The 17,980-nt window shown below is 69.7% G+C and carries 18 protein-coding genes; 4 read left to right on the top strand and 14 right to left on the bottom strand.

The window, feature by feature from the left end; all coding sequences use genetic code 11:
• Positions 1-3: 3 nt before the first annotated feature.
• Genes ACWCOV_RS19825 through ACWCOV_RS19805 form a run of 5 tightly spaced genes read right to left on the bottom strand, consistent with a single transcriptional unit; the run spans position 4 to position 4,796 of the window.
• On the bottom strand, positions 4-708 hold the full coding sequence (locus ACWCOV_RS19825; protein WP_449830743.1) for a hypothetical protein: 705 nt from the start codon (positions 706-708) through the stop codon (positions 4-6).
• Complete coding sequence (locus ACWCOV_RS19820; protein WP_449830742.1) at positions 705-2,027, bottom strand: glycosyltransferase; 1,323 nt, start codon at positions 2,025-2,027, stop codon at positions 705-707. The genes ACWCOV_RS19825 and ACWCOV_RS19820 overlap by 4 nt, the downstream gene beginning before the upstream one ends.
• A complete protein-coding gene (locus ACWCOV_RS19815) occupies positions 2,024-3,121 on the bottom strand; it encodes a glycosyltransferase (RefSeq protein ID WP_449830741.1) in 1,098 nt (365 codons plus the stop codon). The genes ACWCOV_RS19820 and ACWCOV_RS19815 overlap by 4 nt, the downstream gene beginning before the upstream one ends.
• Before the next feature lie 3 nt (positions 3,122-3,124).
• Complete coding sequence (locus ACWCOV_RS19810) at positions 3,125-3,913, bottom strand: ABC transporter ATP-binding protein (protein ID WP_449830740.1); 789 nt, start codon at positions 3,911-3,913, stop codon at positions 3,125-3,127.
• Between the two features lie 16 nt (positions 3,914-3,929).
• A complete protein-coding gene (locus ACWCOV_RS19805) occupies positions 3,930-4,796 on the bottom strand; it encodes an ABC transporter permease (protein ID WP_449830739.1) in 867 nt (288 codons plus the stop codon).
• Positions 4,797-5,936: 1,140 nt separating this feature from the next.
• On the opposite strand from ACWCOV_RS19805, the gene ACWCOV_RS19800 reads away from it, so the two are divergent.
• A complete protein-coding gene (locus tag ACWCOV_RS19800) occupies positions 5,937-6,926 on the top strand; it encodes a helix-turn-helix domain-containing protein (protein ID WP_449830738.1) in 990 nt (329 codons plus the stop codon).
• A gap of 63 nt (positions 6,927-6,989) precedes the next feature.
• Here the strand turns inward: ACWCOV_RS19800 and ACWCOV_RS19795 are convergent, their stop codons facing one another.
• Complete coding sequence (locus ACWCOV_RS19795) at positions 6,990-8,087, bottom strand: aspartate-semialdehyde dehydrogenase (RefSeq protein ID WP_449830737.1); 1,098 nt, start codon at positions 8,085-8,087, stop codon at positions 6,990-6,992.
• A 5-nt stretch (positions 8,088-8,092) separates the two neighbouring features.
• Positions 8,093-9,361 carry an aspartate kinase gene (locus ACWCOV_RS19790; RefSeq protein ID WP_449830736.1) on the bottom strand — a complete coding sequence of 423 codons (1,269 nt, stop codon included), beginning with the start codon at positions 9,359-9,361 and terminating at the stop codon, positions 8,093-8,095.
• Between the two features lie 240 nt (positions 9,362-9,601).
• On the opposite strand from ACWCOV_RS19790, the gene ACWCOV_RS19785 reads away from it, so the two are divergent.
• Together ACWCOV_RS19785 and ACWCOV_RS19780 are read left to right on the top strand one after the other, a co-directional pair.
• Positions 9,602-9,922 (top strand): ArsR/SmtB family transcription factor, encoded by a 321-nt coding sequence (locus ACWCOV_RS19785; protein ID WP_449830735.1) that lies wholly within the window; start codon positions 9,602-9,604, stop codon positions 9,920-9,922.
• A gap of 56 nt (positions 9,923-9,978) precedes the next feature.
• The gene (locus ACWCOV_RS19780) at positions 9,979-10,590 is read left to right on the top strand and encodes a dihydrofolate reductase family protein (RefSeq protein WP_449830734.1); all 612 of its coding nucleotides are present in this window, start codon (positions 9,979-9,981) and stop codon (positions 10,588-10,590) included.
• On the opposite strand, the gene ACWCOV_RS19775 is transcribed toward ACWCOV_RS19780, so the two are convergent.
• Positions 10,476-11,684: an MFS transporter gene (locus ACWCOV_RS19775; RefSeq protein WP_449830733.1), complete on the bottom strand. Its 1,209-nt coding sequence runs from the start codon at positions 11,682-11,684 to the stop codon at positions 10,476-10,478. The two genes, ACWCOV_RS19780 and ACWCOV_RS19775, sit on opposite strands and share 115 nt — an antisense overlap.
• Positions 11,685-11,764: 80 nt before the next feature.
• Here ACWCOV_RS19775 and dinB point away from each other — a divergent pair, with 80 nt between their 5' ends.
• Positions 11,765-12,964 (top strand): DNA polymerase IV, encoded by a 1,200-nt coding sequence (dinB, locus tag ACWCOV_RS19770; protein WP_449830732.1) that lies wholly within the window; start codon positions 11,765-11,767, stop codon positions 12,962-12,964.
• A 40-nt stretch (positions 12,965-13,004) separates the two neighbouring features.
• Here dinB and ACWCOV_RS19765 read toward each other — a convergent pair whose 3' ends face one another.
• The 6 genes from ACWCOV_RS19765 to ACWCOV_RS19740 form a co-directional block, all read right to left on the bottom strand.
• Positions 13,005-14,537, bottom strand: a complete 1,533-nt coding sequence (locus ACWCOV_RS19765) for a serine/threonine-protein kinase (RefSeq protein WP_449830731.1) — start codon at positions 14,535-14,537, stop codon at positions 13,005-13,007.
• 23 nt (positions 14,538-14,560) lie between these two features.
• Positions 14,561-15,214 carry a hypothetical protein gene (locus ACWCOV_RS19760; RefSeq protein WP_449830730.1) on the bottom strand — a complete coding sequence of 218 codons (654 nt, stop codon included), beginning with the start codon at positions 15,212-15,214 and terminating at the stop codon, positions 14,561-14,563.
• A gap of 3 nt (positions 15,215-15,217) precedes the next feature.
• A complete protein-coding gene (locus tag ACWCOV_RS19755; RefSeq protein ID WP_449830729.1) occupies positions 15,218-15,862 on the bottom strand; it encodes a DUF5063 domain-containing protein in 645 nt (214 codons plus the stop codon).
• The gene (recR, locus tag ACWCOV_RS19750; protein ID WP_449830728.1) at positions 15,855-16,454 is read right to left on the bottom strand and encodes a recombination mediator RecR; all 600 of its coding nucleotides are present in this window, start codon (positions 16,452-16,454) and stop codon (positions 15,855-15,857) included. The genes ACWCOV_RS19755 and recR overlap by 8 nt, the downstream gene beginning before the upstream one ends.
• Position 16,455: 1 nt before the next feature.
• Positions 16,456-17,037 (bottom strand): YbaB/EbfC family nucleoid-associated protein, encoded by a 582-nt coding sequence (locus ACWCOV_RS19745; protein WP_449830727.1) that lies wholly within the window; start codon positions 17,035-17,037, stop codon positions 16,456-16,458.
• Positions 17,038-17,236: 199 nt separating this feature from the next.
• The gene (locus tag ACWCOV_RS19740; protein ID WP_449830726.1) at positions 17,237-17,851 is read right to left on the bottom strand and encodes a DUF2461 family protein; all 615 of its coding nucleotides are present in this window, start codon (positions 17,849-17,851) and stop codon (positions 17,237-17,239) included.
• Positions 17,852-17,980: the final 129 nt, after the last annotated feature.

Raw genomic sequence — 17,980 nt, 5'->3', positions numbered from 1 at the left:
GATTCACCCATTACCTGCCGGTGCCTTCAGCATGTCCAGCTCGCGACGGGCGGCCGGGATGCCGAGCACCACCGGGGTGCTCGCCTTCCGCTGGCCGAGGTTCCAGCCGGCCCAGATCGCGCCGGCGTCCAGGGCGACCACGACGTCGGCCTTCTCGATCGTCGCCATCACGTCCCGGCGGCTCAGCACCCGGCCCCAGTAGGTCTTCCCCAGATCCTTGCTGGCCCGGTTCCCGCGCAGGAACTTCACCGGCGCCGAGGTCTTGATTGCCTTAGGCAACATCCGACCGGCGACCTTCTTCCCCTTCCGCGCCCGCCACTGCACGGCCTTCACCACCCGCTTCATTCCAGTGGGCCTGGGCTTCGGAGTGGGCGCCGGCGCGGGACCTGCGTCGGTGACCGCGGCGGCTGCCGGAGCAACCTGGGCTTCGTCCGCGGTCACTGACTCAGGCTCGGCGACGGCCTCCGGCGCGATGACCGCGTCCGGGGCTTCCTCGGTGGGGTCGCCGACCGGCTCCGGGGCGGGAGCGGCGGGCATCCGGCCGGGGCCGATCAGGGTGAAGGAGTTCACCTTGTCGGCGACCCAGCCGCCGGGGGCGACCCAACCGACGACGTCGAGCGTCACGTCCGGGTCTCCGAGGTCCTCGCGAACGGTGTCGAAGTACGCCGGAGGCAGCCGGCGGGTGCTCAGCAGTACGACGTTCGTCACGCCCGGACTCCCTTCACGGCAGCAGCCAGCGACTCGATCCGCGGGTCCAGCTGCAGGTCCCGCCGGTAGGACGCGCCGAACTCGCGCGCCTTGGCCCGGATGCCCTCGTCGGCCGTCCGGGCGGCGTGCGCGGCCTCGGTCAGCGCGGCCGCGATCGCCTCCGGCGTCACCTCCGCCACCGGGAACCACAACGGGTGCCCGCGCAGCACGTCGGACGCCGCGTTCTCCGGGTCGTGCACCGACACGACCGGCAACCCGGTCGCGAGGTACTCGAACACCTTGCCGCTGGTCACGTACCGGCCCTTGCCCAGCATCAGCAGCTGGACGTCGAACTCGTCGTACGCCTTGGCGATCTCGGCCTTGCCGACCGGGCCCTCGTAGCTGACCCCGTCGTCCTTGGCGTTGTTGATCGTCGCGAGCATGTCGGCCCGCGGCTGGGCGTAGTACCCGAGGTAGCCGTGGATCTTCGCCTTCGCGCCGGCCAGCTCCTCCGACGTCGAGCGGGCGATCTGCCAGCCCTCGACGAACTCGGCCAGCGGCACCTTCGGCGACACCGTGCCGACGTACCCGAACACCAGCGGGCGGTCGGTGACCGGGCCGCGGTCGTTGGTGTCCGGCACCAGGTCCGGGTCGAAGCCGTTGGCGACGGTGTGCATCTTCGCGGCGTGCGCCGGGTAGAGCTGCTCGTGCCAGTCCTTGATCGGGTCGTTCACGAACCAGACCTCGCGGGCGGACTCGACCAGCTTCTTCTCCCACTTGGCCGCCCGGCTGTTCGGCTCGTGCAGCCGGTCGCCGGTGAAGACGTCCAGGAGCCAGGCGTCGCGGTAGTCCATCACGTACGGCACGCCGTGCTTCTGGTTCAGCCGGTACGCGGCGGTGAACGCGACGTGCGGGTTCGCGGTGGCGACGGTCAGGTCGACCTTGTGGGCGGCGTGGATCCGCTCGGCGGCCTTCTCGATGATCGAGCGCCACGGCCCGTACCCGGTCTCCGGGAACGGGATCTGGTCCTGCTTGGTGCGCCACTTGCTCCACAGCTTCGGGTTCGCGGCGCGGCGCTTGGACCACTTGCGCAGGTCGGCTTCCAGGATCGGCCACTCGAACGGGACCCGGACGACCTCGACGGACGGGTCGACCCGCTCCTCGAGGGTCAGGTCGGCGCCGGTGAACCGGTGGAAGGTCTCACGTTCGGCCGTCAGCACGGTCACCTTCCAGCCGAGCGCGGCGAACCGGTTGGCCGTGGCCAGGGCCCGGTAGACACCGCCGCCCCGGCAGGGCGGGAAGCCCCAGGCGACGTACAGCAGGTGTGGGCGGTCGGTCATGTACTACTTCCTCTTACCAAGTCGAGAATCGCGTCGGCCAGTTCGTCGTACGGCGTGGTCGTGGGCAGCTGGTCCGCCGCCCACTGAAGCGCGTGGTCGCGCAGTTTCTCCAGCTCACCGGGATCCGCGGACCAGCGCCGCAGCGTCTCGGCCGCCTCCGTCACCGAGTCCACCAGGACTCCGCCACCGGACTCCTCGATCACCTTGGACTGCCGGGGCAGCCGGGTGGAGAGCACGGGAAGACCGCTGGCGAGGTACTCGTAGATCTTGGACGGCATCGCTTCCACGAAGGCCGGAGTCGGCTGCAGCATGGCCAGGCCGGCCCAGGCGCCCTGGGTGAGCCGCCAGGACTCGGCCGGTGGCTGGCGTCCGTGCAACCGGATCCGCCCGGCCAGGTCTGGCTGCCCGATCCGGGCTTCTAGCTGGTCCCGGTCCGAGGGTGCGACCGGGCCGATCAGGTCGAGTGACCAGTCCGCCGCCGCGGCGACGGTCTCGACCATGTCGAACAGGCCACGGCTGGCCCGCAGGTCCCCGACGTACACGGCCCGCGGCGCGCCGGACGGCGGCGTCGGTGCGAGGAACGGCACGTAGGGGAGGTTCTGGACGACCAGGCGCCGCTTCGCCTCGTGCGGTGCGAGGTGCGAGTCGGCGACCACGGTCAGGTCGGCGCGGGCGGCCAGTTTGGAGCTGGCCCGGACGATCAGCCGGGCCGGCAGCCCGGCGGGGCCCTTCGCCCAGGCCCGGTCGGCGAGCAGCCGACCGTAGTCCTCGTGCACGTCGGCGACCATCTTGCGGCGGCGTAGGGCGGTGACCAGGCGGGTGACCGGGATCATGTCCGGGTCGACCGTCATCACCACCTTCGCGCTGGTCCGCCAGGGCAGCACCGCGGTCCGGGCCAGCCGCTGGACCAGGTTGCCGCGCGGCCCGGCATGCACGGACGCGCCGGCCGGACCGGCCTCGGCCTCACCCAGGCCCCAGAGCTCGACGCTGAGCTCGCGGCGCTGCAGCGCCGCGGTGATCTTGTGCAGGCGCGCGTCCGCCACGTCGTGACCGGTCGTGATGATCCCCACGTCCGGCGCCGTGCTGCGTGCCATCGGTCAGAGGTCCTCGAGTGAGACGGATTCCGCTTCGCCGACCTGCAGGAACTTGGTGTAGGCCGCGATCACCTCGTCCGGCTGCCCCCGCATCATCAGCTTGCCCTTGTGCAGCCAGATGCAGTCGTTGCAGAGCTCGCGGACGCTGCTCATCGCGTGGCTGACCAGGAACATGGTCCGGCTGTTGGTGACCAGGTCCTGCATCTTGGCCGCGGCCTTGGTCTTGAACTTCGCGTCACCGGCGGACAGCGCCTCGTCGATCAGCAGGATGTCCGGGTCCATGTGCACCGCGACCGAGAACGCCAGCCGGCTGAACATGCCGGACGAGTACGTCCGCATCGGCATCTCCATGAAGTCGCCGAGCTCGGCGAACTCGGCGATCTCCTCGTACCGCGCCTGGATCTCCTTGCGGCTCAGGCCGGCGGCGAGGCCGCCCAGCACGACGTTCTCCCGGCCGGACAGCGCCGCGTTGAAGCCGACGCCGAGGGACAGCAGGGTGGAGACCCGGCCGTGCACCTCGATCCGGCCGGTGGTCGGCGGCAGGATGCCGGCGATCGAGCGCATCAGCGTCGACTTGCCGGCGCCGTTCGCGCCGATGATGCCGATGGTGGTGCCGTGGTCGACGTCGAAGGACACGTTCTGGACGGCCTTGACCTCGCGGACCGCCCGCTCGCCGCGGCCGAACCGGACGATCGCGCTCTTGAACGTGGGCACCCGCTCGAACGTGGTCCGGTAGGTGATGGACACGTCCTGCACCTTGACGGCAGGTACGCCTGACGGGGCCTTCTGCATCGGCTTCTTCTCTGCTTCAGAGACGGACAACGAACTCACGCTCCCTCGACATGAAGAACAACGAGCCGATGACGAAGGCCGCGACCGCCCAGAACGCCGCGCCGGCCCACATCTCCCAGTTCGGCATGTCGCCGCGGACCAGCAGATCGGTCCAGCCACCGAGGAGCGTGTACAGCGGGTTGTACTGGATGAAGCCCTTGAACTTGGCCGGCGCGTCCTCGGCGAACCAGAGCACCGGGGACAGGTAGAGCCAGATCCGGACGAAGTACGGCAGGAAGCTCGTGGTGTCCCGGAAGTAGACCTGCAGCGCGGCGAAGATCATGCCCATCCCGGCCGCGAAGATCGTCAGGAAGATCAGGAAGGCCGGCGCGAGCAGCATCACCCAGTGCAGCGGCTGGCGCATCAGCAGGTGGATGGCGATGTAGACGACCATCGTCGGCAGGAAGCGGAAGAACGCCGTCCGCACCGCCGACAACGGCAGCAGCATCCGCGGGAACGACATGTTCATCAGCAGCTTGCCGCCGCCGACCACGCTGGCCGCTCCGGCGGTCATCGCACCGGAGAAGTAGTAGAAGGCGAACAGGCCGCCGCACATGTGGGCGAACCGCTCGGCTCCGTCACTCTTCGCGGCACCGCCGGCGATGATGTCGACCAGCAGGTAGTAGACGCCCGCCAGCAGCAGCGGATTGAGGACGAGCCAGACCTGACCGAAGAAGGTGTTGGTGTTGGCCGCCCGGATGTTCGTCCGGGACATCTCGGCCGCGAACTCCCGGCGCTGCCACAGCGCCTTGAAGTAAGGACGCAGCTTCGGCAGGCCGACCTTGTGCGGTTCGTACACGTGCACCGACGGGTTGAACTCCTCGTCGACGCTTGTCGCGTTCATTCAGGCGACGCCTCTCTCTGCCCGGTATCCGACTGGGGCTCGGCGGCTGCCGCCCGGTACGACGGCGGGCCACGCAGACCGGGAAGCAGAGTAGCGGATCGGCGTCAATACCGACGACACAGTGGTCCTCCATAGTGAGCAACGACGTACAGACGGCTACCAAACGTCGTGCCCGGCCCCGACGCGCCGACTTCCGGCTCCGCCGTCGTCGCCCTTCGCCGATCGTTATCTGGAATATACATTTGACGCCCTCGGACGGCCAAAACGCCTTCCACAGCACGAAAAATCGCGGTCAATTCGGCTGTGGCCGGGACGGTGTTCAGAGGTACGACGTCCGCCGTACGCAGGAAGTTCGGAGGCGGGGCGTGACGTGTCCCACCGCGAATGTGAAGCCGGGGGACTGCGCGGGCTGCTGTTACCGGTGGGGCCCCAGGGGGTGCGTCCTGGCCGGGGCGAGCCGGGCGGGGCACGTGGTGTCCCCGCTCCCCATGGACAGCCTCACCATCCACGGAGCTCCGCTCAGCACCTCCCTGGGGTCCACCCTGGATCCGGGAGCCTGCCCGCCATGGGCGGAAGCGGGCCGGGCGCACGCCGGATCGACGGGCACGATGACCAGGGCGGCGGTCATCGCACCGAGGCCGGCCGAGGAAGGCAGGTGCGGATTCGCACCGGGGACGGCAGCACCGAAGCGAGCGGCGGCGGGATGCAGAACCGGTCGCATCGGACTCTCCTCCTCATCGGCCTCACGATGGAGATGCACAGTTTGTACACCCTCCAGCACAGCCGGTGATGGCACGGAAGTGCGAGGGCACCGATGCGCCGGGATCGAGACCCAACCGAAACGGGCTCCGCTGACGTGACAGCGAACTCGGGCCAGAATTGGAACAGCAGCCCGGCGGCGCTCAGGTGGTCCGTCGCCGGGCTGCTGGACCTCAATTCTCGCTCACGACTGCGCGGAAATGGTGGCCAGATGGTGACACGGCACAAGAATGCTGACAGGACAACAAATATCGCTGGGCGCATACATGTCAACACGCACGGTGCAGGTTTCGCTGCCTGTGCGACAGGTGCTGGAGCAGCAGCCCTACTCTGGGACGGCGGTAGCGGACAGTGACAGCACTCGGAAGGGAGGAAAGGGTTGTGAGCACAACCGACACGGAGCGTGCCGACCACCTGCGCGTCCTCGGGCTCAGCGACGACGAGATCAAGGTCTACCAGCACCTGCTGCGGACCGGCCCGTCGTCGATCACCGAGCTGGACGACGCGGTGCCCGACCGCCAGGCCAGCATCGACGCGACCCTCGGCGGGCTGGTCCAGGCCGGCCTGGCCCGGCGGTCCGGCTCGGACCACTCCCGCTACCTCCCGGTGCCGCCGGACGCCGGCCTCGAGGCGATGACGCTGCGCCGGGAGTCCGAGCTCAAGCAGGCGCGGATCGAGGTCCTGAACGCGTACGACGAGTTCCGCCGGACCGTGCACAACGAGTCGACGACGCACCTGATCGAGGTCGTCACCGGGAACGCGATCGTCGAGCGGATCCGGCAGATCAAGGGCGGCGCCCAGCGCGAGATCCTGGCCATCGACTCCCCGCCGTACTACATCGGCGGCCCGAACCAGGAGGAGATCGACCACCTCAAGCGCGGGGTCTCCTACCGGGTGGTGTACTCCCCGGAGTCGGTCGAGGTGCCGGGCTACCTGACCGAGAACATCCTGCCGTGCGTGGAGGCCGGTGAGCAGGCCCGGGTGCTGCCCGACGTGCCGGCCAAGCTGACCATCATCGACGGCTCGATCGCGTTCGTGTCGATGTCGGTGCGCGACACCGACGTGAACCGGTCGCTGCTGATCATCCGCCCGAGCAGCCTGCTGACCGCGCTGATCGGCATGTTCGAGCTGTGCTGGCGCAACGCGCTGCCGCTGCACGCCTCGGTCGGCGCCGAGGACGACCGGCTGGAGCCGATCGAGCGCCGCCTGCTGGCCCTGCTCGCGACCGGCGCCGCGGACGACACGATCGCGCGCACGCTCGGCATCAGCCGCCGTACCTTCTTCCGGTACCTCGAGCGCCTGATGAACCGCACCGGCGCCAGCACCCGCTTCCAGCTCGCCCTGCACGCGGCCCGGGAGAACTGGCTCTAAACCCGTTGCTCAAGACAACAAAGGGTTCCCGGCGAGCGCCGGGAACCCTTTGTTCCAACGATTTCAGGACGCCGCGGCGGCGAACTCCTTGGCGACGACCTCGGCGATCTGGGCGGTGTTCAGGGCCGCGCCCTTGCGCAGGTTGTCGCCACAGACGAACAGCTCGAGGGCGTTCGGGTCGTCCAGGGACTTGCGGACCCGGCCGACCCAGGTCGGGTCGGTGCCGACCACGTCGGCCGGGGTCGGGAACTCGCCCTCGGCCGGGTTGTCGAACAGCAGCACCCCCGGCGCGTCCCGCAGCACCTCACGGGCCTCGTCGGCGTCCACCTCGTGCGCGAACCGGGCGTGCACGGACAGCGAGTGGGTGGTGATCACCGGCACCCGGACGCAGGTCGCGGACACCTTGAGGTCGGGCAGGCCGAGGATCTTGCGCGACTCGTTGCGGACCTTCAGCTCCTCCGAGGACCAGCCCTCGTCCTTCAGCGAGCCGGCCCACGGTACGACGTTCAGCGCCAGCGGCGCCGGGAACGGGCCGAGCGCGTTGCCGATCACCCGCCGTACGTCACCCGGCGTGGTGCCCAGGTCGCGATTGCCGGCCACCTTCATCAGCTGGTCGTAGAGCGCGTCGATGCCGTCCTGCCCGGCGCCCGAGGCGGCCTGGTACGACGCCACGACCAGCTGCTCGAGCTCGTACCGGTGGTGCAGCGCACCCATCGCCACGATCATCGACAGCGTCGTGCAGTTCGGGTTGGAGATGATGCCCTTCGGCCGGTTCCGGGCCGCCTCGGCGTTCACCTCGGGGACCACCAGCGGCACGTCGTCGTCCATCCGGAACGCGCCGGAGTTGTCCACCACGACGGCGCCCTTGGCGGCCGCGATCGGGGCCCAGTGCGCGGACACCTCGTCCGGCACGTCGAACATCGCCACGTCGATGCCGTCGAAGGCCGCCTCGCTGATCGCGACGACCTCGACCTCCTCGCCGCGGACCTTGAGCCTCTTGCCTGCGGAGCGCTCGGACGCGATCAGCCGGATCTCTCCCCAGACGTTCTCGCGGGTGGAGAGCAGGGCCAGCATCACCGACCCGACGGCGCCGGTCGCGCCGACCACCGCCAGCGCTGGCAGGCCCGTCCGGTCCTCGGTCTGGTTGTCCAAAGCGCTCACAGGGGTCACCGTCCAGTTCCTCCGTACACGACAGCTTGGGTGTGCTCGTCGTCCAGGTCGAATGCGGTGTGCGCCGCGGTCACGGCGGCGTCCACCAGGTTCTCGTCCACGACCACCGAGATCCGGATCTCCGAGGTGGAGATCATCTCGATGTTCACGCCGGCGTCGGCCAGCGCGGAGAAGAACTTCGCGGAAACGCCCGGGTGCGAGCGCATTCCGACACCGACCACCGAGACCTTACCGATCTGGTCGTCGTACAGCAGCTGCTCGTAGCCGACCTCGTCCTTGGTCCGGGCCAGCGCGGACATCGCGCGGGCGCCGTCGGCGCGGGGCAGCGTGAAGGAGATGTCGGTGCGGTTGGTGGCGATCGCCGAGACGTTCTGCACGATCATGTCGATGTTGGTCTCGGCGCCGGCGACCGTCTCGAAGATCCGGGCCGCCTCGCCCGGCTTGTCCGGCACGCCGACGACCGTGATCTTGGCCTCGTTGCGGTCCTGGACCACGCCGGAGATGATCGCCTGTTCCATCTGATTCAGTTCCTTCGCATCGACGACCCAGGTGCCTTCCTTCTGCGAGAAGGAGGAGCGCACATGGACGGGGACGTTGTAGCGCCGCGCGTACTCCACGCAGCGCAGGTGCAGCACCTTGGCGCCGCAGGCAGCCATCTCGAGCATCTCCTCGTAGGAGATCATCGGGATGTGCTTCGCGGCCGGCACGATCCGCGGGTCCGCGGTGAAGATGCCGTCCACGTCGGTGTAGATCTCGCAGTAGTCCGCCTCCAGCGCGGCGGCCAGCGCGACCGCGGTGGTGTCGGAGGCGCCGCGGCCCATCGTGGTGATGTCCTTGGTGTCCTGGGCGACGCCCTGGAAGCCGGCCACGATCGCGATGTGGCCCTCGCCGAGGGCCTCCTCGATCCGGCCCGGCGTGATGTCGATGATGCGCGCGTTGCCGTGCGCGGAGGTGGTGATCACCCCGGCCTGCGAGCCGGTGAACGAGCGGCCCTCGTAGCCCAGGTTCGCGATCGCCATCGCCAGCAGGGCCGCCGAGATCCGCTCACCCGAGGTGAGCAGCATGTCGAGCTCGCGCGGCGGCGGCAGTGGGGAGACCTGCTGGGCCAGGTCCATCAGCTCGTCGGTGGTGTCGCCCATGGCCGAAATGACCACCACGACGTCGTTCCCGGCCTTCTTCGTCGCGACGATCCGTTGGGCCACACGCTTGATGCTTTCGGCGTCGGCGACCGAAGAACCGCCGTACTTGTGCACGACGCGTCCCACAGGTGTGTCTCCTCAAACCACTGGTTGCGGTACGCCGTGCGGCGTTGCACCAGGCGTAGTCTCGGGCCTCATTCTAGCCGTGACTTGTTCGTTGCCTACCCGTTGACCAGCAGCCGGGCCGCTCGTCCGGCCGATCGCCGGGGCGCCGGAAGGTTCGACGGCGACGCTGTGGACCGGCCGGAAACCGTCCGGCCGCCGCGGGGCCTTGTTCATATAAGTCATCACTGAAATACTCGGCCCGTGCACGCGTTCGACATCCTCGGCGACCCGGTCCGGCGCCGGATCCTGGAGCTGCTGGCCGACGGCGAGCTGCCGGCCGGCAGTATCGCGGCCGCGATCGGCGACGAGTTCGGGATCAGCCAGCCGGCCGTCTCCCAGCACCTCAAGGTGCTGCGCGACAACGGCTTCGCGACCGTCACGATCGACGGCACCCGGCGGCTGTACGCCGTCGACCCCGGCCCGCTGCGCGAGATCGACACCTGGCTGGACCGCTACCGCAAGTTCTGGATCAACCGCCTCGACGCCCTGGAGACCGAGATCCGCCGCGGCCGCCGGCGCTGAAACCTTTGGGCCGGCCCGTGCATCTGGGTAGGTAAGCAGACCCAGAGGAGCAGTGCATGCGGAACATCGTGGCCCGGCTGTGGATGTCGGAGGACGGCATCGTCGACCGGCCGGAGTACTGGCTTCCGGAACCCGGTCTCGATCGACTGGTGACGGGGGCCGAGACGGTGTTGCTCGGACGGAGCACGTTCGAGCAGTACTCCGCCTCGGTGGCGCGCTTCCACGATGCCGCCGTACCCCTGGACCGGGTGCGCAAGCTGGTGATCGCGTCCCGGCCGGTGATCGCGCGGCCGCACACCGAGGTGCTGCAGGGTGACCCGCACCGGGTACTGCGCGCACTGAAGCAGGTGCCTGGCTCCGACCTGCACGTGGTGGGCAGCGTCAAGCTGGTCCGGTCGCTGCTGCGGTGGCGGCTGATCGACGAGGTGTCGCTGCTCATCCAACCGGTCCAGGCCGGCTTCGGGTCGCCGCTGTTCCCGGACCGCCGGACGCTGCGGCTGATCTCGATGTGCGCGGGCGACTCCGGCGTACTGGAGGCGAGCTACCGCGTCGACTACGCGGCGATCGCGACCTCCTCCAGATCGGCGTCTGCCGGCCGGTGGGGCGGGACGTGGAGCACTGACAGCGTCGCCAGCAGCGCCAGCACGGCCATCAGGACCCACGCGTAGCGGACGCCGAAGGCCTCGACAACCGCTCCGGCAACGGCCGAGCCGACCGCCGAGCCGATCATGCCGCCGCTGATCATCCAGCCGAAGATCTCGGTCCGCGCCGAGGCCGGGGTCATCACCCCGAGCCGCTCGTAGATCGCTCCGACGGTGGGCGCGATCAGGCAACCGGCCGCGAACAGCATCAGCGCCAGCGCGACCACGGACGAGGTGGCGAAGACACAACCGGTGACGAGCACCGTCATCGCGAGCATCCGGCGCCAGACGTACGACGAGCGCCGGCCGGGGAGTGCGCCACCGACCAGTCCGCCGATCAGGCTGCCGAGCGCGGCGACCGTCTCGAGTACGCCGGCGATCAGCCGGTTGCCGTGCTCATCGGCGAACGCGACGATGCCGAGCGACATCGAGGCGAAGCCCGTCACGAGGCACGCGAAGGCGAGGAGCAGCCCGAACCGGTGGCGGTGGAACACCAGCTGCCGAGCGGTCGGGCGGGGCTCGTCGCTCACCTCCTGGTGCGCGTCCGGCCGCTGCTTGAGGCCGAACCACCAGATGGCTGCAGCAGCCGTCACAGCACACGCCAGCAGACCCGCACGCGGGCTGGCGAAGCTGACGATCACCGCGCCGACCATGGGGCCGACGACGAACAGGAGCTCCTGCGCGGTCGCGTCGAGCGCGTAGATCGCCCGCAGCCGCGCCCCCTGGACCAGCCGCGGCCAGCTGGCCCGCAGTGCTGAGGTGACCGGGGCGACGAACATCCCGGCCAGAGCAGCCGCGATCGGCAGCGCCCGGTACCAGCTGTCCGGCAGCAGGGCGACCACGGCCATCAGGACGCCCCACGCCATCCCGGTGCCGATCAGCACCCAGCGAGCGCCCTTGCGGTCGGCTCTGCGCGACCACACGACGCTGGCGACCGCCGTACCGACGGAGTAGGCGCCGGCCACGACTCCGGCCCAGCCGAAGTTGCCGGCGGCATCTTTGGCCAGGAAGGCCAGCGGGACCATGGTCGCCATCACCGGCATCCGCGCGATCAGGGCCGACGCCAGCAGCGCCATCACCCCGTGGGTCTTCCAGAGATCGCGGTACGCCGTCAGGTCCATGGAGCGCATTCTGTCCTGACAAACCGGTTCGGCGCCTCGGGAATTCTCCCTATCCGGACAGCCTGCGGGTATGCGAACATATGTTCGTGTCGAACGGTACGGCGAGCATCCTGCATGCCGACCTGGACGCCTTCTACGCGTCGGTCGAGCAGCGGGACGACCCACGCCTGCGCGGCCGCCCGGTGATCGTCGGCGCCGGCGTGGTGCTGGCCTGCAGCTACGAGGCCAAGGCGTACGGCGTCCGCACCGCGATGAACGGTGGACAGGCGCTCCGCCGCTGCCCCGGCGCGATCGTGGTCGACCCGCGGATGTCGGCGTACTCCGAAGCCAGCAAGGCCGTCTTCCGGGTCTTCGAGAACACCACACCGCTGGTCGAAGGGCTGTCGATCGACGAGGCGTTCCTCGACGTCGGCGGGCTGCGGAAGATCTCCGGGACGCCGCTCGAGATCGCGCAGCGGCTGCGGGCGGACGTGATGTCGCAGGTGGGTCTGCCGATCACGGTCGGGGTGGCGCGGACGAAGTTCCTGGCCAAGGTGGCCAGCGGGGTGGCGAAGCCGAACGGCCTGCTGGAGGTGCAGCCGGAGCGGGAGCTGGAGTTCCTGCATCCGCTGGATGTCGAGCGGCTGTGGGGTGTGGGCGAGGTGACCGCGGAGAAGCTGCGGGCCCGCGGGCTGACCAAGGTCGGCGACGTCGCGATGCTGCCCGAGGCCGCGCTGGTGGCGATGCTCGGGCGCGCCTCGGGGCGGCATCTGCATGCGCTGGCGCACAACCGCGACCCGCGGCCGATCGAGGTCGGCCGGCGGCGGCGGTCGATCGGGTCGCAACGGGCGCTCGGCCGGTCGCCCAAGTCACCGGCGACGCTGGACGCCGTACTGGCCGGGTTGGTCGACCGGGTGACGCGGCGGATGCGGACGGCTGGACGGGTCGGGCGGACGGTGACCCTGCGGCTGCGGTTCGACGACTTCAGCCGGGCGACCCGGTCTCATACGTTGCCCCAGGCAACCGATCAGACGCGGGCGATCCTGATCACCGCGCGGGCGTTGCTGTCGGCGGCCCGGCCGCTGATCACCGCGCAGGGGATCACGATGATCGGCATCTCGATCGGCAACCTGGAGAACGAGGCGGCCCTGCAATTGGCCCTGCCGTTCGACAAGGCGTCGAACGACGAGCTCGACTCGGCCCTCGACTCGGTGAAGGACAAGTTCGGCACGAACGCGATCACCCGCGGGATATTGCTCGGCCGCGACCAGGGGCTGACCGTGCCGATGTTGCCGGATTAGGTGACTGCTCCTGAGCGGCTGGCGACCGGTGTGCCTGTCCTCAGTAGGAGTTGTCGTGCAGGTGGCCGGCGTACCAGTTGAGGGCGGCCTGGAGCTCGTTGAGTTGGTGGGCGCGGGGTTTGGCGGCGCGTTCGTGGGCGACGGGGTAGAGCTTCAGGCCGCCGTGGTGCCGGCGGCGTGGGGTCGGGAGCGTGGATTGGTGCTGGGCGTCCAGCCAGGCGATCAGCCAGGGGCGCTTGAGGTCGCCGACGAGGCGGAGCCGGGTCACGGCGGACCAGGGGACGGCGGCTTGCTGGTAGCCGCGTTCCAGGGAGAGGCCTTCCGGGGTCAGGCGGAGGACGACGCGGCGTCTGAGGACCAGCCGCCAGTTCCGGATCGCGAAGTAGAGGCTGATCGCGGACACGGTGATCCCGATGACGGCGACGACTGGGTCCTGCGCCGCGGCCTGCCGCGGCCAGAACCCGGCGACGAGCACGGTGGTGAGCACGGCGACGATCACCGGCCGCGTCCTACTGGTGGCGAAGGTAGCCCCGGTCCGCACCGCCGCAGACTGCCCCACCGGCACCGGTCCCGCCGACATATGTCCGGCCGACACCTGACCGCCCAGCACCTGTCCCGCCGACACCTGTCCGGCTGGTATCGGCCCCGGCGGCACGGGGCGGGGTAGTGCCGCCGCTCCTCCCGGCAACGCCGGCTGTGCGGAGGCGGTCGGCTCCGGGAGCAGTTTGGTGGGGTTGGCGATCGTCGGAGCGGGTGCGGTCAGTAGTGCGGTGTTCGCAGGGGAGCCGACTGCGTGCAGCAACTGTTGCGGGGTTGGGCGGTGCGCGGGATCTCTTGCCAGGCAACGCCGTACGAGATCCTGCAGTGGATCGGGCAGCGCCGGGATGTGCGGCTGCTCGTTGACGATCCGGTGCAGCAGCGACGCCGGGTTTCCGGTAGCGAACGGACCACGGCCGGACGCCGCGAACACCAGTACGGCGCCCAACGCAAACATGTCGCTGGCCGGACCGATCGCCGTACCCGTGATCTGCTCGGGCGACAGGTAACCCGGCGTCCCGATCACCACCCCGGTCGCCGTCAGGCTGGCGTCCTCCAGCGCCCGCGCGATGCCGAAGTCGATCACCCGCGGCCCGTTGCCGGTGAGGACGATGTTCGACGGCTTGAGGTCGCGGTGGATCAGCCCACACGCGTGGATCGCGACCAGCGCCTCGGCCAACCCGCCGGCGAGTGACCGGACCCCGCCGGGCGTCAACGGGCCGGACGTGTCGATCGCCTTCTGCAGCGTCGGTCCGGGCAGGTACTCGGTCGCGAGCCACGGATGCTCCGCGTCCGGATCCGCATCGACGACCGCTGCCGTGAACGCCCCACTGACCCTGCGCGCGGCCTCGATCTCGCGGGCGAACCGGGCCCGGAACCCGTCGTCGCCGGCGAGCTCGTCGCGGACCACTTTGACCGCGACCAGCCGGCCGCCGGGCGACCGCGCCAGGTACACCGCACCCATCGCGCCCCGGCCGAGCCGGGCCTCGATCGCGAACGACCCGATCGTCGCCGGATCCCCTGGGTGCGTTGTCATCGGGGAGTCAGGCTAACCCGGGTTCAGGAGCGCGGGTAGCCGATCTCGGCGATCCCTTCGGCGAGATCCTGCAGCCGGCGCCGGCGGTTGAGCGACGTCACGACGTACTCGGTGAGCGGCATCAGCGCGTACACGTGCCGGATCGGCTCCAGATCGAGCGCCACCTCGTAGTAGTCCTCGGCGAACGTCAGGTACGCCTCGGGCCGGCCGTCCGCGAGCACCTCGAACAGCTCGTCGGCGCCGTCCTTCTCGACCCCTTCGACCGGACCACAGCGCCACTCGGTGTCGGCCGCCGTACGCCAGAACGCGACCGTCGCCCGCGGCGCGCCCATCGGGTCCCAGAACGCCTGATCGTCCCGCGCGCCGTGGAACACCTCCGGCACCCCGTCGACCAGCCCGGGCCAGACCCGCATCCCGTTCACGTACGGCGACATCGGCGACTCGTGATCGAACCCGTACCCGAACGCGCCGTCTCCCGAGAACACGATCGAGTACTCGTTCCCTGACCCGTCCCGCATCAGCGCGGCCTCTTCGCGGTCCGACCACCGCGCATCGAACGAGAAGTAGTTCAGGTCGTCGACGTCGTTCAGCACCAGATCCAGCACCGCCAACGCCCGGCTGACCCGCTTGACGGTCGGCAGGTCAGGCAGCCGCCTCACCAGCTCGTGGACAGACATTGGTCAGCGGCGTTGGACGGCTTCTTCGGCTACCTCGACGAGCTCGCGGTCGGTGGCTTCGGTCTCGGCGTCATGGGCCGGCTCGAGGCGGTCGTGCGCGATCAGCGACTGGATGGCCCGCAGTACGGCGCTCGCCGCCGCGCCCCACGTGGACACGTAGGAGAACTGCCACCACCACAGCGCCTCGAGGATCCGGCCGTCCTCGTAGTGCGCGAGGCCGTGCACCAGGTCGGTGGCGATCGCGGTGAGGTCGTCGGACAGCCGGTTCACGGTGATCTCGGGCGGCGCGGCGTACGGGTCGAAGACCTCGGCGTACTCGTCCAGGCCCTCGAACAGCACCGCCAGCCGGTCCCGCATCGCGTCCAGGTCCGGGTCCGGGCCGGCGTCGCTCTCGAAGCGCTCCTCCGGCACGAAGTCCTCGAACGCGCCCAGCCGGCCGCCGGCCAGCAGCAGCTGGCTCACCTCGAGCAGCAGGTACGGCAGCGAGGCGAGACCCTCGTCGACACCGTCCTCGTCCGGCTGCGCCGCGATGTCGCGGACCGAGATCAGGAAGCTTCGCACCTGGTCGGCGATCTGCTCGGCGAACTCGGTCAGGTCCTCGGAATCCGTGCCCAGCGCGCGTTCCGCAATATCGGTTGGTTCAGTCATCGATCGATCGTCGCCCTTCAAACGCCCGTCCGAGGGTGACCTCGTCGGCGTACTCGAGATCACCGCCTACTGGAAGTCCACTAGCCAAACGGGTGACGCGCAACCCCATGGGCCGGAGCAACCGGCTCAGGTAGGTGGCGGTCGCCTCACCCTCGAGGTTCGGGTCGGTGGCCAAGATGATCTCGGTCACCTCGCCACTGGCCAGCCGCTGCATCAGCTCCTTGATCCGCAGCTCGTCCGGCCCGATCCCCTCGATCGGCGAGATCGCCCCGCCGAGCACGTGGTAGCGGCCGCGGAACTCCCGGGTCCGCTCGATCGCGACCACGTCCTTGGCTTCCTCGACCACGCAGATCAGGGCCAGGTCGCGGCGCGGGTCACGGCAGATCCGGCACTGCGTCTCCTCCGCGACGTTGCCGCAGATCTCGCAGAACTTGACCTTCTCCTTCACCTGCACGAGCACGTGCGCCAGCCGCCGTACGTCGGTCTCGTCGGCTGCCAGCAGGTGGAACGCGATGCGCTGTGCGGACTTCGGACCGACGCCGGGCAACCGGCCGAGCTCGTCGATGAGGTCCTGTACGGCCCCCTCGTACACGTCAGCCCGAGTCCCGACCGGAAACCCCGGCCCCGCCACCCGGGTTCACGAACCCGACAGGACCTTCGGTTGCTCCGCTCGCGCTCGGCCCGGCTGGGCTGGGGCCGCCGGTGCTGGACGTGCCTGGACCGGGGTTGTCATCGTCCGGCGTGTCGGCAGGGCTCGTCGTGCTCCCGCCGGTGATGCCCGGGGCTGCGCCCGGCAGCGTGAAGCCGGCCGGCCCGGAGGACCCACCGCCGAAGCCGGGCCCCTCGGAGCCGAATCCGGGGATCCCGCCGGCCAGCGGGCCCATCGCCTGCGCGGCGGCCTGCTTCGCGTTCTCCGAGGCGTCCCGGACGGCGGCGACGACCAGGTCGGCCAGCGTCTCGGTGTCGTCCGGGTCAACGGCCTCCGGCTTGATGTTCAGGCTCAGCAGCTCACCGGTCCCGGACACAAGCGCGGTCACCAGCCCGCCACCGGCCGAGCCCTCGATCTCCTGGCTCTCCAGGTTGGCCTGGGCTTCCATCAGCTGGTTCTGCATCGCCTGCGCCTGCGCGAGCAGGTCGGACATGTCGAAGCCGCCAGCACCGCCACCGTCGAACACCGCGATCTCCTCGTCGAGCCGCTACCTGTTACCGAGCCTCAACCCTATCCGGTCCCCCGGACAACCCCAGCCACCCGCCAGAAACCGACCAGTCTCCCCAACTTGTCCACAATCCTGTGAACAAAGTTATCCACAACCCTGTGGATCCTGTGGAAAGCCTTCCCGGTCCCTGTCGTCGATGTGTGGGCGGAGATGTGGACTAGGGCTGTTCCCATCCGGCGGTGGCGACGTAGTCGGTGTACCAGGTGGTCAGTTCCACGAGGGGGCGGAGGGACTTGCGGATCTGGGTGACGTCGGTGGTGTCGAGGGGCTTCTCGGCGTAGACGGCGCGGCGGCGGAGCAGGTCGGTGCGAGGGTGATCCGGTGCGAACTGGGCCGGCACTCGGCGGCCGATCGGTCCGATGACGTCGTACCCGTTGCGGTCGAGCCGCTTGACGACCGCGTCGAGCTCACTGCCGCTGGGTTCCGCGTCGACCATCTGCCGGAACAGAGCCACCTGATCACCGGCCGGGCTCGCCGAGCCGCCGCCGAGCGTGAACCCGTCCAGGTCGAACGTGAACGTGATCCGGATCCGCCGCGCAATCCACCACGTCGCGCGAGAGTGCTGCCACCCGGCGGCGTGGCCGGACAGCCCGCTCAGCCAGAACGTGCCGAACTCGCCCGTCCCGTTGAGCTCGTCGCACAGCTGCTGCAACGGTCCACGGACGTGCCGCTCCAGGTCGTCCCGATGCGCCTCCAACTGCGCCGGCCCCGGATCCCCTTCGAGATCGACCAGTACGTTGAACGCCGCGTCCGTCCACCCGTGAAACGCCATACCCCGCAATCTCCCACCGCCCACCGACAGTCCACCGCTGCTGCCCCGTGGTCAGGGCTGCTGCCAGCTCGGCTGTCACATCGGCGCGGTTTCACGGGTCAGTGCAATGACCCCACCCGACGAAGGAAC

This window comes from Kribbella sp. NPDC002412, assembly GCF_053592935.1.
This window is presented reverse-complemented; position numbering and strand designations above follow the sequence as displayed.

What these genes read in the sequence shown, in the direction of transcription:
- ACWCOV_RS19820 (WP_449830742.1), bottom strand. Translation starts at nt 2,027, where the DNA reads ATGACCGACCGCCCACACCTGCTGTACGTCGCCTGGGGCTTCCCGCCC.
- ACWCOV_RS19765 (WP_449830731.1), bottom strand. Translation starts at nt 14,537, where the DNA reads ATGACAACGCACCCAGGGGATCCGGCGACGATCGGGTCGTTCGCGATC.
- ACWCOV_RS19775 (WP_449830733.1), bottom strand. Translation starts at nt 11,684, where the DNA reads ATGGACCTGACGGCGTACCGCGATCTCTGGAAGACCCACGGGGTGATG.
- dinB (WP_449830732.1), top strand. Translation starts at nt 11,765, where the DNA reads ATGTTCGTGTCGAACGGTACGGCGAGCATCCTGCATGCCGACCTGGAC.
- ACWCOV_RS19805 (WP_449830739.1), bottom strand. Translation starts at nt 4,796, where the DNA reads ATGAACGCGACAAGCGTCGACGAGGAGTTCAACCCGTCGGTGCACGTG.
- ACWCOV_RS19815 (WP_449830741.1), bottom strand. Translation starts at nt 3,121, where the DNA reads ATGGCACGCAGCACGGCGCCGGACGTGGGGATCATCACGACCGGTCAC.
- ACWCOV_RS19740 (WP_449830726.1), bottom strand. Translation starts at nt 17,851, where the DNA reads ATGGCGTTTCACGGGTGGACGGACGCGGCGTTCAACGTACTGGTCGAT.
- ACWCOV_RS19810 (WP_449830740.1), bottom strand. Translation starts at nt 3,913, where the DNA reads ATGCAGAAGGCCCCGTCAGGCGTACCTGCCGTCAAGGTGCAGGACGTG.
- ACWCOV_RS19760 (WP_449830730.1), bottom strand. Translation starts at nt 15,214, where the DNA reads ATGTCTGTCCACGAGCTGGTGAGGCGGCTGCCTGACCTGCCGACCGTC.
- ACWCOV_RS19780 (WP_449830734.1), top strand. Translation starts at nt 9,979, where the DNA reads ATGCGGAACATCGTGGCCCGGCTGTGGATGTCGGAGGACGGCATCGTC.
- ACWCOV_RS19755 (WP_449830729.1), bottom strand. Translation starts at nt 15,862, where the DNA reads ATGACTGAACCAACCGATATTGCGGAACGCGCGCTGGGCACGGATTCC.